At 50.9% G+C, this 13,173-nt stretch carries 17 protein-coding genes, 2 tRNA genes and 2 rRNA genes; 17 read left to right on the top strand and 4 right to left on the bottom strand.

The features are described from left to right. Nucleotides 1-11 precede the first annotated feature (11 nt). The 5 genes from rrf (EVJ22_RS11690) (at nucleotide 12) to EVJ22_RS11670 (ending at nucleotide 2,141) form a co-directional block, all read left to right on the top strand. Nucleotides 12-127, top strand: a 5S ribosomal RNA gene (rrf, locus tag EVJ22_RS11690). A gap of 117 nt (nucleotides 128-244) precedes the next feature. Then, a 5S ribosomal RNA gene (rrf, locus tag EVJ22_RS11685) occupies nucleotides 245-360 on the top strand. A 134-nt stretch (nucleotides 361-494) separates the two neighbouring features. Further along, nucleotides 495-728, top strand: coding sequence for a helix-turn-helix transcriptional regulator (locus EVJ22_RS11680; protein WP_131441555.1), 234 nt, complete (start codon nucleotides 495-497; stop codon nucleotides 726-728). Then, the gene (locus EVJ22_RS11675) at nucleotides 725-1,015 is read left to right on the top strand and encodes a hypothetical protein (RefSeq protein ID WP_131441554.1); all 291 of its coding nucleotides are present in this window, start codon (nucleotides 725-727) and stop codon (nucleotides 1,013-1,015) included. Before EVJ22_RS11680 ends, EVJ22_RS11675 begins: the two co-directional genes overlap by 4 nt. A gap of 184 nt (nucleotides 1,016-1,199) precedes the next feature. Further along, complete coding sequence (locus EVJ22_RS11670; protein WP_131443973.1) at nucleotides 1,200-2,141, top strand: hypothetical protein; 942 nt, start codon at nucleotides 1,200-1,202, stop codon at nucleotides 2,139-2,141. A 9-nt stretch (nucleotides 2,142-2,150) separates the two neighbouring features. Here EVJ22_RS11670 and EVJ22_RS11665 read toward each other — a convergent pair whose 3' ends face one another. Further along, nucleotides 2,151-2,528, bottom strand: coding sequence for an HIT family protein (locus tag EVJ22_RS11665; RefSeq protein WP_070328985.1), 378 nt, complete (start codon nucleotides 2,526-2,528; stop codon nucleotides 2,151-2,153). 51 nt (nucleotides 2,529-2,579) lie between these two features. Between EVJ22_RS11665 and EVJ22_RS11660 the strand changes: the two genes are divergently transcribed. Then, on the top strand, nucleotides 2,580-3,203 hold the full coding sequence (locus EVJ22_RS11660; RefSeq protein WP_131443972.1) for a uridine kinase family protein: 624 nt from the start codon (nucleotides 2,580-2,582) through the stop codon (nucleotides 3,201-3,203). A 15-nt stretch (nucleotides 3,204-3,218) separates the two neighbouring features. Here EVJ22_RS11660 and EVJ22_RS11655 read toward each other — a convergent pair whose 3' ends face one another. Continuing rightward, on the bottom strand, nucleotides 3,219-4,001 hold the full coding sequence (locus EVJ22_RS11655) for a sporulation protein (RefSeq protein WP_131443971.1): 783 nt from the start codon (nucleotides 3,999-4,001) through the stop codon (nucleotides 3,219-3,221). A gap of 141 nt (nucleotides 4,002-4,142) precedes the next feature. Here EVJ22_RS11655 and EVJ22_RS11650 point away from each other — a divergent pair. The 8 genes from EVJ22_RS11650 to EVJ22_RS11615 all read left to right on the top strand — a co-directional run bounded on the left by EVJ22_RS11650 (nucleotide 4,143) and on the right by EVJ22_RS11615 (nucleotide 8,605). After that, nucleotides 4,143-4,219 (top strand) — tRNA-Met (locus tag EVJ22_RS11650). Nucleotides 4,220-4,244: 25 nt separating this feature from the next. Next, nucleotides 4,245-4,321, top strand: a tRNA-Met gene (locus tag EVJ22_RS11645). 105 nt (nucleotides 4,322-4,426) lie between these two features. After that, entirely contained in the window at nucleotides 4,427-4,876 is a 450-nt protein-coding gene (gene tsaE / locus EVJ22_RS11640) for a tRNA (adenosine(37)-N6)-threonylcarbamoyltransferase complex ATPase subunit type 1 TsaE (RefSeq protein ID WP_131443970.1), read from the top strand. Continuing rightward, nucleotides 4,873-5,529: a tRNA (adenosine(37)-N6)-threonylcarbamoyltransferase complex dimerization subunit type 1 TsaB gene (gene tsaB / locus EVJ22_RS11635; protein WP_071399031.1), complete on the top strand. Its 657-nt coding sequence runs from the start codon at nucleotides 4,873-4,875 to the stop codon at nucleotides 5,527-5,529. The genes tsaE and tsaB overlap by 4 nt, the downstream gene beginning before the upstream one ends. Then, on the top strand, nucleotides 5,522-5,983 hold the full coding sequence (gene rimI, locus EVJ22_RS11630) for a ribosomal protein S18-alanine N-acetyltransferase (RefSeq protein ID WP_131443969.1): 462 nt from the start codon (nucleotides 5,522-5,524) through the stop codon (nucleotides 5,981-5,983). Before tsaB ends, rimI begins: the two co-directional genes overlap by 8 nt. Beyond that, a complete protein-coding gene (gene tsaD / locus EVJ22_RS11625) occupies nucleotides 5,980-7,002 on the top strand; it encodes a tRNA (adenosine(37)-N6)-threonylcarbamoyltransferase complex transferase subunit TsaD (RefSeq protein WP_071399029.1) in 1,023 nt (340 codons plus the stop codon). Before rimI ends, tsaD begins: the two co-directional genes overlap by 4 nt. Before the next feature lie 13 nt (nucleotides 7,003-7,015). Further along, complete coding sequence (locus tag EVJ22_RS11620) at nucleotides 7,016-7,582, top strand: hypothetical protein (RefSeq protein WP_071399028.1); 567 nt, start codon at nucleotides 7,016-7,018, stop codon at nucleotides 7,580-7,582. Between the two features lie 510 nt (nucleotides 7,583-8,092). After that, nucleotides 8,093-8,605, top strand: coding sequence for a DUF2599 domain-containing protein (locus EVJ22_RS11615; protein WP_158625529.1), 513 nt, complete (start codon nucleotides 8,093-8,095; stop codon nucleotides 8,603-8,605). A gap of 380 nt (nucleotides 8,606-8,985) precedes the next feature. Here EVJ22_RS11615 and EVJ22_RS11610 read toward each other — a convergent pair whose 3' ends face one another. Together EVJ22_RS11610 and EVJ22_RS11605 are read right to left on the bottom strand one after the other, a co-directional pair. Further along, on the bottom strand, nucleotides 8,986-9,393 hold the full coding sequence (locus tag EVJ22_RS11610; RefSeq protein WP_233589699.1) for a hypothetical protein: 408 nt from the start codon (nucleotides 9,391-9,393) through the stop codon (nucleotides 8,986-8,988). Continuing rightward, nucleotides 9,390-11,291, bottom strand: a complete 1,902-nt coding sequence (locus EVJ22_RS11605; RefSeq protein WP_071399025.1) for an ABC-F family ATP-binding cassette domain-containing protein — start codon at nucleotides 11,289-11,291, stop codon at nucleotides 9,390-9,392. Before EVJ22_RS11605 ends, EVJ22_RS11610 begins: the two co-directional genes overlap by 4 nt. Nucleotides 11,292-11,440: 149 nt before the next feature. Here EVJ22_RS11605 and EVJ22_RS11600 point away from each other — a divergent pair, with 149 nt between their 5' ends. The 3 genes from EVJ22_RS11600 to tatC are packed head-to-tail and all read left to right on the top strand — an operon-like array spanning nucleotide 11,441 to nucleotide 13,107. After that, complete coding sequence (locus EVJ22_RS11600; protein ID WP_070328993.1) at nucleotides 11,441-12,097, top strand: redox-sensing transcriptional repressor Rex; 657 nt, start codon at nucleotides 11,441-11,443, stop codon at nucleotides 12,095-12,097. Beyond that, complete coding sequence (locus EVJ22_RS11595; protein ID WP_286203278.1) at nucleotides 12,097-12,315, top strand: twin-arginine translocase TatA/TatE family subunit; 219 nt, start codon at nucleotides 12,097-12,099, stop codon at nucleotides 12,313-12,315. Before EVJ22_RS11600 ends, EVJ22_RS11595 begins: the two co-directional genes overlap by 1 nt. A gap of 3 nt (nucleotides 12,316-12,318) precedes the next feature. Next, nucleotides 12,319-13,107, top strand: coding sequence for a twin-arginine translocase subunit TatC (gene tatC, locus EVJ22_RS11590; RefSeq protein ID WP_071399024.1), 789 nt, complete (start codon nucleotides 12,319-12,321; stop codon nucleotides 13,105-13,107). The last annotated feature ends 66 nt before the right edge of the window (nucleotides 13,108-13,173 follow it).

Below are 13,173 nucleotides of genomic sequence, written 5' to 3'. Positions count from 1 at the left end.
CAATTCCCTTGTCTGGTGGCGATAGCGAAGCGGCCACACCCGTTCCCATGCCGAACACGGAAGTTAAGCGCTTCAGCGCCGAAAGTAGTTGGGGGTCTCCCCCTGTGAGGATAGGACGTTGCCAGGCCATATGAAGGACGACCAAGCCCACGCTTGGTCGTTCTTTTGTTTGATGTATAACAAAACAAACTATTTTTAGAAAAAGCGTTGACTTTTTAATTAAACAGCGGTATTATAATAATTGTCTGGTGGCGATAGCGAAGCGGTCACACCCGTTCCCATGCCGAACACGGAAGTTAAGCGCTTCAGCGCCGAAAGTAGTTGGGGGTCTCCCCCTGTGAGGATAGGACGTTGCCGGGCCATATGAAGGACGATCAAGCACATGCTTGGTCGTCCTTTTTTTAGTTTGATATGTAATATATATTCGACTTTGTGTAAAAAATATATTACATTGTATATAAGAAGAGGGATTGCATGAAAGAAGGCGAGCGAGCATGGTTAGAAAAGAACAAGGTCATCTTCAAAATCGATTGAGTGTTTTACGAGCTGAACGTAAGTGGTCGCAAAAGCAGGTTGCTGAAATGCTAGGAGTTAGCCGCCAAACAATTGTATCACTAGAGAACAATCGTTATAGTCCGTCGCTAAAACTTGCATTTGAAATCGCTAGTTTATTTGAAACAACCTTACATGACGTTTTTCAATATGAAATGAAGGAGAATGAAGAATGACACTGATCTTAATGATATTGTTACCACTGTTTTTAATCGCATTTGTGATTTCAGTTAAGTTCATTTACAGCGAAGAAGGAAAGGATGAAAGAGGGCGAGAAATTACCAACGCTTCATATATGCACGCTTCTCCTATATTCCCAATCGGCTGGTTATTAGTAGAGATTTACCACAAACAATTTGAACCACTGTCGGTTGATATGTATAGAGATACAATTGCGATTATCCTTTTTGTGACGGTTATTGTGCAAGGAATAACTATCTTCACTCTCAAGCGAAGAGCGTGACAGCAAAAGAGCAAGGCGTTCTCCTCTTGAATTAAACTCTATCTAACAGAGTGTGGTTCATATAGAGAGCGTCTTTTCTCATGTATTGAAACATTTTAGGAGGAATCACGTAGATAAGGAATGAATGATCATAAATTGAGTCATGTTAATAGACAGAGCGATACAAGTGAAAAGAGGTATTTAAATGAAACATAACGTGTTTGAAACACAATCAACTTTACAACAAAGCCTTGCTGAACGAGACCGATTGGCTCGTAAACTGAAGACTCTCGACAAACAAATTACTGAACATGAGACTGTTCGAAAACAGTTGCTTAATACGTTCACGAAAGAACAGCGTGATGTCTATGACTTAGAGACATTTTCGCTCGTCAATGCATGGCGTAAGCTGCGTGGAACGTTTAGCGAGCAGCGCACGATTGAATTAGAAGAAGCGGCCCGAGCAGAATTCAAGTTGCGAGAACACGAGGCGATGGTTGATGAGTTAGTGCTTGAGCGTCGAGATTTGTATGAAACCTTTGAAACATATAACGGGATCGATGCGAAATGGGCAGCGTTTATGAAAGAAAAAGAAAGTCACCTGAAGCAGGATCCTAAGGTAAGAGAAGAATTGTACCGTCTCACGAATCAACAGGCGGAAACGAAAGAAGTGGTCGTCGAGTATAAAGAAGCGATCGCAGCAGGTAACGCAGCACGAGCTGCCATCTCAAAGGCGCTCAAACACCTCGACAGTGCGAAGAGTTGGTCAACATATGACACGTTCTTCGGAGGTGGCTTGATTGCGACAGCGATGAAACATGACGCGATCGATGCTTCTGAACGGAAGATGCATGAACTCCAATCCGCACTTGAGCGTTTCTCGCGTGAATTGGCTGATGTGAAAGGGATTGTCAGTGGCTTACACATCGAGCGTGGTTCGCTCGTCCAGTTCGCGGATTACTTCCTCGATGATATTTTTTCCGAATGGACGATGCACGGACGAATCAATGATTCACTCGACAAAGTGAACGGGCTCGATCGCGAGATTGCCAAACTAATTGAAAAAATGACGCGAGATGTCGAGCGGCTGGAACGACAACTCGAAGATACGGAAGAAAAATGGAAACAGCTCATCGTCACACGATGAGCTGTTTGATCATTCCGGTCGCTTCAGCCAGTGTCGTAACCCTTTGCCGGCATGTGGTCCGTCTGCGTAGCGCGGGATGATGTGCAAGTGGGCATGGGGAACTGTCTGATTGGACGCTGTACCGACGTTCCAGCCGAGCGTATAGCCGTCAGGACCGTAAGTCTCCTCTAGGAAAGACTTGGCGTCATGAAGCAAGGTGTATGTATCGCTCCATTCCGTCGGTGTTAACTCAAACGTTGTCGCCCGGTGCTGTTTCGGGACGATGACACCGGAACCGACAAGGACGTCTTGTTCGCGGTCATGCATCAGAAAGTAGCACGTGTCGTTCTCAGCGATGATGCGTTGGGACGGATCGAGATGTGGATGACAAAATGGACAGTTGGACATTGGATTGGTACACTTCCTTTCTGTGTATAGTGTATCAAAGGGGGAATTACGATGGAGCGATTCATTAATCAAATCATCGATCAAATTGATCTGAACGAACGGACGCTCATCGGGATTTCGGGTCACGGGGGTGCCGGGAAGACGACGTTCGCCAAACAGTTACAAGCACGTCTCGGGGAGGTCAACTACATTAACACCGACCCGTATATCACGGACTCAACGCTTCGGAAGAGTGCGATGATCGACTATATGGTCGATGGGAAGGTGCATCACTATAAGATGACGGCCTGTCATCCGGCGGCGCATCACTTGTTGTCGCTCGAGCGGGACGTCCGGATGGTACGGGAAGGGGTCGGGTTTTATACGATGGATGTCCCGTATCTCGAACGGACGTGGATCGATCCCGAGAAGCAGGTCACCATCGTCGAGGGGATGAGCGTCGCCTTTCTCGATCCAAGGTATATGGATTTATCGGTCTATCTATATACAGATGGGGATACGGAGTTCGCCCGACGCGCTGCTCGTGACATAACGGAGCGAGGGATGGAGATGGAATACTTGAAAGCATCGCATGAAGAACGGCGTCTGCAATACGAGCTGTTCATGCATCCGTATCGTGACAACTTTCAAACGATCGTCTCGATCAACGGTGACACATGGACGATTGAAAAATAGCCATTAAAAAACCGCTCATGAAGAGCGGTGGCTGCGTAGCGTATCTTGGATCCCGAGTCCGAGACGGTCTTGTTCGTGCTCGAGCTGTTCCCAGGTGAGGGATCGGTGCCGGAGTTCGACGTCGGTCGCCATCGAGTCGAGCGTGCGCTGTCGTTCGATATTGTCGAGCCAGTAATAGACGTCGACCCCATTTTCATCCATGCGCCAGAATGATTTTACGACCTCGAACTCATCGGCCCAGTCGCCGACGGGCTTAAACCCATACTTTTCGACGAACGGATAAGGTCGTTCTTCACCGAGCGGGTCGATGACGTTGCGGACGAACATGAGCTCGAGTCCGGCATGCTCGGTCGCCTCGAGCAACCGTTTCAACTCAGGGAGTGGTTCGATCTCGATATTTTCGACGACGTCGAACCATACGCGTTTACCATCGGTGTCCCAAACGGTCGCCTCGACACTGTAAGGAGCGCCTGATGTCGATGGGGCATACATCGTCAAGTCGAACGTGAACGGGATATGTTCTTCTGCCCCGGGCTCAAGCACGGCCGTGAGGCGGATCGGGACTTCCTGAATGTCAGCCTCGCGGTTGAATTCGTTACCTTCAAGCGTGATGTCTTTGAATGTTGTCAGGAAGTTGAGCGTCAGTTCACGCAGACGGATCACTTTTGACGTCGGGTTCAAGACGCGAAGCGTTCCGTGAACGGTTTGCTTTGGCACGAACGGGATCGTATGGAAATAGACGGACGCATCTAACTCGGAAAAGAACCATTTTTTAAAGCGGTTGCCCCATTTCGACATGTCGGTCGCGCTCCTTTTCTGTTAATAAAATTACACTCCTTTAAGTGTTCCCGATTCTAATTTCCAAAAAACATTAAGAAAAAGGTTGCATTTTATAACCGTCTCGCTTATTATAGAGAATGTCGAAACAATTCAAATCGTCGCGGGGTGGAGCAGTCTGGTAGCTCGTTGGGCTCATAACCCAAAGGTCGTTGGTTCAAATCCAGCCCCCGCAACCAATTTTTATTTAATTTCATATGTCGTCGCGGGGTGGAGCAGTCTGGTAGCTCGTTGGGCTCATAACCCAAAGGTCGTTGGTTCAAATCCAGCCCCCGCAACCAATTTTTAAATGAGATAGCGAAACGATGACGTTTCGTGTTTTTTTTTGTCTAAAATTGAGTGTACAATGAGTACGTATCGCTAGAATCGACCAAAGGAGAAACATCATGTATACATTGATTACCCATTCCGCGCCAGAGACGCAGGCCGTAGCGGAAAAGCTCGCCGCGCTCGTCAAAGCGGGAACGGTCATAACGCTTAACGGGGACCTCGGTGCCGGCAAGACGACGTTCACCCAAGGGTTCGCCAAAGGACTCGGCGTGACGCGTAACGTCAACAGCCCGACGTTCACCATCATGAAACAATACCAAGGGCGCTTGCCGCTCTACCATATGGACGTCTATCGTCTCGAGGACACCGGGGACGATATCGGTCTCGAAGAATACATTAATGGTGACGGCGTCGCCATCGTCGAATGGTCGAACTTGATCGAGTCGTCGCTACCGACCGAGCGGCTCGCGATCACGATCGAACGGACAGGCGACGAGGAACGTTCCATCACGTTCATACCGACTGGTGAAGCGTATGACACGCTCGTCAAGGAGGTGCTCGTATGAAGCAACTGATGATCGACACGGCGACGACACGTCTGTCCGTCGCCCTCAGTGAGAACGGAAGCATCCATGCAGAAGCGACGGTCATGGTCTCGAAAAACCACGCCGTCACGCTCATGCCGATGATCGAGCAGCTCATGGCGGCCGTCAAATGGACACCGACCGAGCTCGAACGCATCATCGTCACGACGGGACCTGGGTCTTACACCGGTATCCGTATCGGCGTGACGACGGCGAAGACGCTCGCCTATACATTGAAACTTCCGCTCGTCGGCGTATCGGCGCTCCGCCTCATGGCAGCGGCCCCGAACACCGAACTTCCGGTCGTGTCACTCATTGACGCGCGTCGCGGCAACGCCTATATCGGGCACTATCAACAAAACGCACAAGTCACCCCGGACAGTCACGCCTCGGTCGCCGATTGGCTACAAGCAAACATGACGGGACCGTTCGTCGTCGTCGGTGACGTCGAGCCGTTCCGTGACGTGCTTGCAGCATATGACTATATGGAAGCGCCGGCCGCCCACAGTTATGGCCGGGCCGGTGATCTCGTCGCTTTAGGTGAAGCGACGGCGGACGTGCACGCGTTCGAACCGGAATACCTTCGTCTCGCTGAGGCCGAGGCAAAATGGCTCGAGGGACAAAACAATGGCTGACATCAAAATCCGTCGTATGAACTGGCTCGATGTCGAAGAAGTCACGAAAGTCGAAGAGGCGTCATTCGCCATCCCGTGGACGAAAGAAGCGTTCATGAACGAGATGCTCAAGAACGAGCAGGCGATTTATTTCGTCGCCGTCCATGAGCGCCGCGTCATCGGGTTCGTTGGCGTCTGGCAAATCGTCGACGAAGGGCATATCACGAACATCGCTGTCTTACCGGAATACCGGGGCCAAGGCGTCGGCAATATGCTCCTCACGCAGCTCGTCGAGTTCGCTCGTTCGAAGTCACTCGCCGCGCTCACGCTCGAGGTGCGCGTCTCAAACATCGGCGCCCAAAAATTATATGAACAGTTCGGCTTCGAGAACGCAGGTCGCCGGAAACGATACTATCAAGACAATAATGAAGACGCCTATATTTACTGGGCGAAGTTAGGAAGTGAATCACTATGAACACATCGCTCATTCTCGCGATCGAGTCGAGTTGTGATGAGACGTCGGTCGCCCTCATTCGTGACGGCAAGACGCTCTTATCGAACGTCGTCTCGTCGCAGATTGAAAGTCATAAACGGTTCGGCGGCGTCGTACCTGAGGTCGCCTCGCGTCACCACGTCGAACGGATCACGTATGTCATCGATGACGCCCTCAGTGAAGCCGGTGTGACGATGGAAGACGTCGACGCGGTCGCGGTCACGCAAGGACCAGGACTCGTCGGTGCCCTTCTCGTCGGGATCAGTGCGGCCAAAGCGCTCGCGTTCGCCCACAGTAAACCGCTCATCGGCGTCCATCATATCGCCGGACACATCTATGCGAACGAACTCGTCGAAGAGATGCAGTTTCCGCTCGTCTGTCTCGTCGTCTCAGGTGGACACACCGAGCTCGTCTATATGCCGGAGCACGGTGTGTTCGAAGTGATCGGTGAGACACGTGACGATGCGGCTGGTGAGGCGTATGACAAAGTCGCCCGCACGCTCAGTCTCCCATATCCAGGTGGCCCGGCCATCGATCGGTTGGCAGCTAGCGGGGAAGATACGTATAAATTCCCGCGTGTCCGGCTCGAGGCTGGAAGTTTCGACTTCAGCTTCAGCGGGCTCAAGTCGTCCGTCATCAACGCCGTCCATAACGCCGAACAACGCGGTGAGACGGTCGTACCAGAAAACTTGGCGGCGAGCTTCCAAGCGAGCGTCGTCGAGGTGCTAGTGGAGAAAGCGATCCGGGCCGTGAAAGAAAAAGGCGCGAAGCAACTGCTCGTCGCCGGTGGGGTCGCGGCGAACCGTGGGCTCCGGGCCGCCCTCAAGGAAGCGACGGAACGGGAAGGCATCCGTCTCGTCATCCCGCCGCTCAATCTGTGCGGGGACAACGCCGGTATGATCGGTGTGGCGGCGCATCACGCGTATGTGCGCGGCAAGCGCGATACACTGGCGATGAATGCGGTTCCTGGGTTATCCTTAGAAGAGAGCATGACAGTCTAGGGGGAACAGAGAGATGACGAAACGTATCATCATTGGAGGGCTCATCGTATTGCTCGTCGTTGCGACGTTTTTGCAAGTACGTGAGATCATCCGCGCTTATAATATCGCTTATGTAGAAGAAATCGTCCCAGAAGAGACGCGGGTCCGTTCGCTGACGGGCGCTGATACGCTCGAAGGCATCACCCGTGTGACCGGTGAGAACACACTCATCGAGACGCTGTATGGTTATAAGAATCTAGAAGACCAAGACATCAAGAGCGTCATCGTCGTTGACCGTAACCTCGGCGTGCAGCCGAAAGCGAGCGACGCCTATTACGAGCTCTTCCCGGGCCGTGAGGCGACAGAGGAAGAAGCGGCCAAGTTCGATGCGCTCGTCAAAGAGTTCGACGAACAACAACTGTTCGCGCAAGTCATCTCGGCCCATGAGGCCCGTTATGTGACGAACCGCGAAGAGACGCTGACGTTTTATAAAGTGTTCGTCCGCGACGTCGATACGAACGAGTACGTCTTCTTTATCACGGAAGACGGTATCAAGCTCGACTTCCACACGCGCGGCTTCCAACCGCTGCGCTACTTCTAAAAAAGGCTCACAGAAACGGATATTGTCCGTCTCTGTGAGCCTTTTTCATTTGTCTTCGATGAAGAACGTGACGACGAGAAAAGAACTGCAACTACGGTAGACTTTATAGAAAATGCGCCAAGTGAGTATCGATAGTCAGCCGGCCAATAATATGTGCGCATGGATGGGACGCAATTCATAATCCATCAAGCGGATATTTTTAGTCTACTCCATTGATTTCACCTACTTTCTGTTGTTCGTTTACATAGTCTATCTGACAGTCGGATGAACCGGGCTCGTCACTTTATGGTGATCTTTTTAATAGTGGACTCTGGATAAAATTATAATCACAAAAATGGGAAATGGTTACTTTGAGGGCCATAAGCCTAGTATATTTTTCATGACCTAAGAAAATTGTTGTACTATTGTCCTTTTTGTTTTGATAAAAAAGACATCTAGAAAATTGATTAGCAATCTTGAATACTATTAGAAGGTAGTCGAATTATTCACGAAGATGGAGAGTACAAAATTGTGAATGAAAAAGGTGAGGTAGAGGTCTTCATTGGCTCCCCTTGGGCGAAAGACAGTAATGGAAACGAAGTCGAAACATATTATGAGATTAAAGACCAACAGTTGATCCAACATATTGATTATGAAGGAACGGATTATCCTTTAGTCGCTGATCCATTGTTCTGCTCGGATACAATCGATAATACAGCGTCGAAGTATACGGACTCTAATACTTTTTCTGTATATCCACGGACATGTGCACGAACGTATATTACAGCTAGCTATACTTTGGGTGGCGCATTATTAGGCGTTTTTGGGTCAACTGCTATCGGAAAACAGATGTGGTCTGAAGTTGTAGCAGACGCTTCGTATCAAGCGACAAGTACGGCAAACCGCCCGAAGCTCAAAGATCAATTTATCTGTCATGCAGTTAACCCGACTACGATTTGGAAATCATCTTGGAATCTAGATACGAATCGACCGGATGTTTCATTGTTGGATACGTATAAAGCACTTTGTAATCCAGACTATTAAAGGCGAGGTAAACTATGAACATTCAATACTTTGAACCAGATTCGTTATTTTTCATTGTAATCGCGTTGCTAATCCTCTATCCAATCCTTCTTTTAGTAGGGGTGACTACGAGTAAAACAAATCTTATTGGAAAGATTATTTACGGTATTTCAGCATTCTTTTATGCTTACGTGATTTGGTATAGCTACAGCCTAGGCATTTACTTAGACGAGATGTCTGATCCGGCACAAGATGAAGTCATCTTTGGTAGTATAGGATATTTCCATTTAATTTTGTTGGCATTCCCCTACATCTTTTTAACGATGGGTTTTACGTTCAAACAGCATACTCGATCATAATAAAAGAGCGCCTTCCGCTATACGCGGATTGGCGCTCTTTCGTCAGTTTTTCGGTTGTCGATAATTATTTCGATACCACATATTCACCCGGCTCACGACGTAGACGATAAACGCGAGCACCCACATGAACAGCGTCTCTCGATAAAAGTGGCCCCAGACCGAGCCAGGCGCATAAAAGCTATGCACCGTGACATCGATCGGCCAAATGACGAGCCGGATGAACAACGTGCTCATAAGCAAGCCGCTGAAGAGGCTGATGATGATACCGGACCATGTTTGGATGATAAACCCGACGACAATCGGCAGGAAGTAAAATAAAATGATCGGGACGTTCGTCGCCTCGCCGCGGATGAGTTCCGAGATATACTCGGTCCCACTCGGCACGATGTAGACGAACCCGGTCAGGAACGCATGCATCCAATCGATCCGCATGGCACGGGAACGCATCATGAATGGAGTTCCTCCCATTCTGTGAACAGTTCCGTGATCGACTCTTTCGTCGCGTCGGACTCGGTCGACAGCTCTTGGGCGCGGGCGAAGTCGTTGAACACGTCCGGTTCGCATAACAGCTGCTCGATTTCTTCAAGCCGAGCTTCGTGGCGCTCGATTGTCAGCTCGATCTCTTCGACCCGCTGTTTCAACCGGCGTTCTTCGCGCTGCTGTTCCTTGTCGGCGCGCTGCTTCTTGACGACGACTTGTTTCGTCTCCTCGCGGGCGAGCCGGGCAAGGTCCTCGAGCTCTTCTTTCTTCTCGACGTAATACGAGTAGTCGCCGAGGTACTCATCGATGCCGTTCGGCGTGATCTCTAAGACACGCGTGGCGAGCCGGTCGATGAAGTAACGGTCGTGGGAGACGAACAGGATCGTCCCGGGATAGTCGACGAGCGCGTTCTCGAGGATCATCTTCGAGTCGAGGTCCAAGTGGTTCGTCGGCTCATCCAAGACGAGCAAGTTCGGTTGCTCGAGCTTGAGCTTGGCGAGCGTCAGCCGGGCTCGTTCGCCGCCGGATAGTTCTTGGACGCGTTTCATGACGTCGTCGCCGCTGAACAAGAACTGGCCGAGTAGACTGCGGACTTCTTGCTCGCGCATGAGCGGCCAGTCGTTCCAAATCTCATCGATGACGCGGTTCGCGTCCGACAAGTTCTGTTGTTCCTGGTCGTAGTAGCCGATCTCGACGCCGGTACCGTAGCGGATGTCACCGGTGAGCGGTGGTTGTTGTTTCGTCAACACTTTGAGGAGCGTCGATTTGCCGACCCCGTTCGGGCCGACGAGGGCGACCGACTCGCCGCGCTGCAGTTGGAAACGCAAGTTCTGTGCAATCGGTTCTTCGTAGCCGATGGCGAGGTCGCTGCCGCTCAACACATCGTTCCCGCTTTGACGTTTGATCGAGAACGACAACACCGCGCTCCGCTCATCACCGTCCGGCACGTCCATGCGGTCGATCTTCTCGAGCCGCTTGCGGACGCTTTGGGCGCGTTTCGTCGTCGTCGCCCGGGCAATGTTCCGTTGGATGAAGTCTTGCATCTTGGCGATCTCTTCTTGTTGCGAATCGAACTGTTTCTTCTCTTGCTCGTAGAGCGCGGCCTTCTGCTCGAGGAATTTCGTATAGTTCCCGACGAAGCGGCGGCTGCGGTTGCGTGACAGCTCGTAGACGACAGAGACGACGCGGTCGAGGAAGTAACGGTCGTGGGAGACGATGAGGACGGCACCTTTATAGCCGCTCAAATATTTCTCGAGCCAGCTGAGCGTCTCGATGTCCAAATGGTTCGTCGGCTCATCCAAGATGAGCAGGTCCGGGCTTTGCAGGAGCATCTTCGCTAAGGCAAGACGTGTCCGCTGTCCGCCTGAGAGCGTATCGATCCGACGTTCGAAGTCGTCCGGATAAAACCGCATCCCGTGCAAGATCGAGCGGATCGTCGCTTCGTACTGATAGCCGCCGCGGTCTTTGAACGTGTGTTGCTCCTCGTCATACGCCGCGAGCAGACGCTCGTAGGCGGCCGGGTCGTTCAAGATGCGCTCCGAGCCCATGTCTTGCTCCATCTGGCGGAGCGTCTTCTCTTGTTCGATCAAGTCGGTGAAGACGGTGAGCATCTCGTTCCACATCGTCTCGTTCGATTCTAATCCTGAGTCTTGGGCGAGATAGCCGATCGTCACGTCTTTTGGCTTCATGATGTCGCCCGAGTCATAGTTGTACTCGCCGGCGATGACTTTTAACAGTGTCGACTTGCCGGCGCCGTTGCGGCCGACGAGGGCGACGCGTTCGCCTTCTTGGATTTCTAGTTTGACATTCTCTAAAATCGGCTCGACGCCGAACGATTTGGATAAGTTGTTGACTTGCAGTAGGATCAAGTGAAAAAACCCCTTTCTCTCTGTTTAGTATACTTTATTTCTTCCCCTTTTCAGGTATATTCATTGAGTGCTTATGTGAATTCGTTTACAATCAAGGTGTATGAAATCAGATTCGTTTGAAACGCGTCGTAAAAAGGAGGCTCTTTCCGTTGAGTCAAAACGAACCAAAGATTCCGCAAGCGACAGCCAAACGGTTGCCACTATACTATCGGTTTATCCAAAGCCTACATTCGTCAGGGAAACAGCGTGTCTCTTCTGCTGAACTGAGCGAGGCGGTCAAGGTCGATTCGGCAACGATTCGCCGTGACTTCTCATACTTCGGTGCGCTCGGTAAAAAGGGATATGGCTATAACGTACAGTATCTGTTAGAATTTTTCCGTAAGACGCTGAATCAAGACGAGATCACGAACGTCGCCTTGGTCGGGGTCGGTCATCTCGGGACAGCGTTCGTCAACTATAACTTCCTTAAAAACAATAACACACATATCGTCGTCGGGTTCGACGCAGACGAGACAAAAGTCGGCACGACGATGTCAGGTGTCCCGATTCATCACGTCGATGAGATGGAACAGATCATGAAGCAAAACAAGATCGATGTCGCCATCCTCACGGTCCCGTCCGCTTACGCGCAACCGGTCGCCGATGATTTGGTCCGCTATGGCGTTCGAGGGATCTTGAACTTCACGCCGGCACGATTGACTGTACCGGACACGGTCCGCGTCCATCATATCGACTTGTCGATCGAACTCCAGTCGCTCATTTACTTTATGCAACACTATCCATCCGCTGAGGGGGTCCATCAATAATGGAATTTCTACAATCATCACTCGTCGTCGGTATGCCAGGTGGCGTCAGTATTTTCGTCATCGCCATCATCGCGCTCATCCTCTTCGGGCCGAAGAAATTGCCAGAGTTCGGCCGGGCAGCAGGGCAGACGCTCCGTGAGTTCAAAAATGCCACGAACGGTATGATGAAAGAGCACGACGAGACCGACAAGAAAGAAATTGAGAAGAAAGAGCAGTAAGCCATGAGCCATCAACCTGATCAAGAACGGGCACTGTCCGATCACTTGACAGAGCTGCGGAGACGACTGATGCTGTCGGCATTTGTCGTCTTTGCCTTCTTTCTGATCGCTTTGCCGAGTGTCAAGTACGTGCTCGCCTATCTGCAGGCGGACCTCGTCGAACGAGGGCTCGAGCTGAACGCCTTTGGGGTCGCGGACCCGCTCATGATCTACTTGAACTTGGCGCTCGTCATCGGGCTCGTCGCATCGGGTCCATTTCTACTGTATCAACTGTGGGCGTTCGTCGCACCTGGTCTGCATCCGAATGAACGAAAATGGACGCTCGCCTATATCCCGGTCATCTTTATCTTGTTCCTCATCGGTCTCGCATTCGCCTACTATTGGTTGTTCCCGCTCGTCCTCGATATCTCGACGGACCTCGGGCAAGACCTCGGTCTGACACAGATCATCGGAGCGACGAACTATTTCACGTTCCTGTTGCAGCTGACGATCCCGTTCGGGCTGTTGTTCCAACTTCCGGTCGTGACGATGTTCTTGACACGCATCGGTGTCGTGACACCGTACTTCCTCTCGAAAATTCGGAAGTACGCTTACTTCGCCTTGTTCGTCATCGCGGCATTCATCACGCCGCCGGATTTGACGTCGCACCTCATGGTGTCGCTGCCGCTCTTCTTCCTATATGAGATCAGCTTATCGATCTCGCGCGTGACGTATCGCGGTGTGCTCCGACGTGAGAAAGAAGCGCAAGTGAAAGAACAGATGGATTTGATGAAACAGATGAATGAGAAATGAACACTACGTCATGAGACGGAGTGTTCTTTTTTTATAATTTAGGGCTATTCAATTTTGAAAAAACAA

It is taken from the genome of Exiguobacterium sp. SH0S7, assembly GCF_004337195.1.
GTDB lineage: Bacteria > Bacillota > Bacilli > Exiguobacteriales > Exiguobacteriaceae > Exiguobacterium > Exiguobacterium aurantiacum_A.
The sequence above is the reverse complement of the archived record's forward strand: the minus strand, read 5'-3'. Positions and strand labels throughout refer to the sequence as shown.